This window comes from Azonexus sp., assembly GCF_036170495.1.
Lineage (GTDB): Bacteria > Pseudomonadota > Gammaproteobacteria > Burkholderiales > Rhodocyclaceae > Azonexus.
Window position 1 is genome coordinate 1 of record NZ_JAVHPH010000387.1, and the last position, 1,987, is coordinate 1,987.

At 61.2% G+C, this 1,987-nt stretch carries 2 protein-coding genes; one reads left to right on the top strand and one right to left on the bottom strand.

Features of this window, described 5'->3' with window-relative positions; all coding sequences use genetic code 11:
- Window positions 1-288, top strand: a 288-nt coding sequence (locus ADADOO_RS14090) for a uracil-DNA glycosylase (RefSeq protein ID WP_511278137.1), incomplete at its 5' end; no start/stop codon positions are given.
- Window positions 289-379: 91 nt separating this feature from the next.
- Here ADADOO_RS14090 and lplT read toward each other — a convergent pair.
- Window positions 380-1,645, bottom strand: a complete 1,266-nt coding sequence (gene lplT, locus ADADOO_RS14095) for a lysophospholipid transporter LplT (protein WP_511278138.1) — start codon at window positions 1,643-1,645, stop codon at window positions 380-382.
- Window positions 1,646-1,987: the final 342 nt, after the last annotated feature.

A 1,987-nucleotide genomic window follows, 5' to 3' on the forward strand; every position in this document is an offset into this window, starting at 1 on the left:
GCTGAAATTACCGCCTGCCGGCCGTATCTGGAACGGCAGATCGCGCTGCTCAAGCCGAAGATCATTGTGCTGTTGGGCAAAGCGGCCGTCCATGCGGTGCTGCATGACGACAAGTCGCTGGCGGCATTGCGTGGCCAGCGTTACGAATACGCGGGAATTCCGCTGGTGGTGACCTACCACCCGGCCTATCTGCTGCGTAATTTGCCGGACAAGGCAAAGGCTTGGGAGGACTTGCTGTTCGCCCGCCGACTGTTACGCGAGGCGGCGACGCCCGAGCTGCCGTTTTAGGCGGCAGCGGATTTCATTTTTGGCCGTTTTTCCCGGTTGACCCTAGGGCCAGCCTTTGTTTCTGTGGTCGTGGCCATGCGGCCCGCCGATCTCAGTGGAGCACCGAGTCGTCCAGGTGCTGGACGTCATTCTGTTGTGCCTGGTTGGCCAGATGGCGCAGGCGGATGACGTACATCAGGCAGCTGACGAAGAGCCCGAACAGCGTGACCACCCAGTAGATCGACAGGTCCATCTTGACCATCAGGTAGTAGAGCCCGGTCATGATCAGGATCGAGATGTTTTCGTTGAAGTTCTGGACGGCGATCGAGTGGCCGGCGCCCATCAGGATATGGCCGCGGTGCTGGAGCAGGGCGTTCATCGGCACGACGAAGAAGCCGGACAGGCCGCCGATCAGGATGAGCAGCGGCACGGCCAGCCACAGGCTGGTCACGAAGTTCATGACCAGCACGATGAGGCCCATGGCGATGCCGAGCGGAATGACGCGGACCGATTTGCGCAAGGTGATGAACTTGGCCGCGGCGATGGCGCCAATCGCCACCCCGACGGCAACCACGCCCTGGAGCATGGAGGCCTTGGAGAGACCGAGGCCGAGCGCCGCTTCCGACCATTTGATGACGATGAATTGGAGCGTTGCGCCGGCCCCCCAGAACAGCGTGGTGACGGCCAGTGAAATCTGACCGAGGCGGTCGCGCCAGAGCAGGCCGAGGCAGTGCTTGAATTCGTGGAACAGGAAAATCGGATTCTTCTTCAGCGCCTTGTGGTCGACGCCGGTTTCGGGAATGTAGAGATTGAACAGGGCGGCGATGACGTAGAGCACGGCAACGACGGAGAGTGCCATTTCGCCGATGCTGTCGACGCCGGTGTCGATGAGCGGAAAGTCGAAGGCCAGCAGCTGCTGGGCGATCTCCGGGCGGATCAGGGTGCCGCCGATAACGACGCCGAGAATGATGGCGCCGACGGTGAGGCCTTCGATCCAGCCATTGGCGACGACGAGCAGGCGGTGCGGCAGGTATTCGGTCAAGATGCCGTACTTGGCCGGCGAGTAGGCGGCGGCGCCGAGGCCGACGACGGCATAGGCGAGCAGCGGATGGGCGCCGAAGAACATCATGCTGCAGCCGATGATCTTGATGCCGTTGCTGATCAGCATGACCCGGCCCTTGGGCATCGAGTCGGCGAAGGCGCCGACGAAGGCGGCGAGCACCACGTAGGAAACCGTGAAGAAGGTCTTGAGGAGCGGTTCGTACTCCGACGGCGCGTGCATCTCGCGGAGGGCGGCGATGGCGGCGATCAGCAGGGCGTTGTCGGCCAGCGCGGAAAAGAATTGCGCGGCCATGATGATGTAGAAGCCGAACGGCACGAAATATTTGTCTCTTATATGACTTTGGGCGAGGGTTATACCACGCTGGAAATTCGGCGCAAGGCTTGCGCGATCGTCGCCGTTATGCATCGTTGTGCGCCAGCCCTGATCAAATCATTCAAGCCTAGGCGGCACCGGTTAAGGCTTCATGACAGTCGGTCAATGCCGCCTGCGCTGCCTTCGTTTGCAGCGGCCACGGTCAACCGGAAATTTGGCCCAAAAATGAAGTTGGCCGCCGGAAGCGCGGCGGAATGTGATTGAATATCGGCCGCACCCCACCAGGAGAGAAATCATGGCTGACCGGCGCTTGCAGGTCTTTCATGCCGTCGCAAAACATCTGAG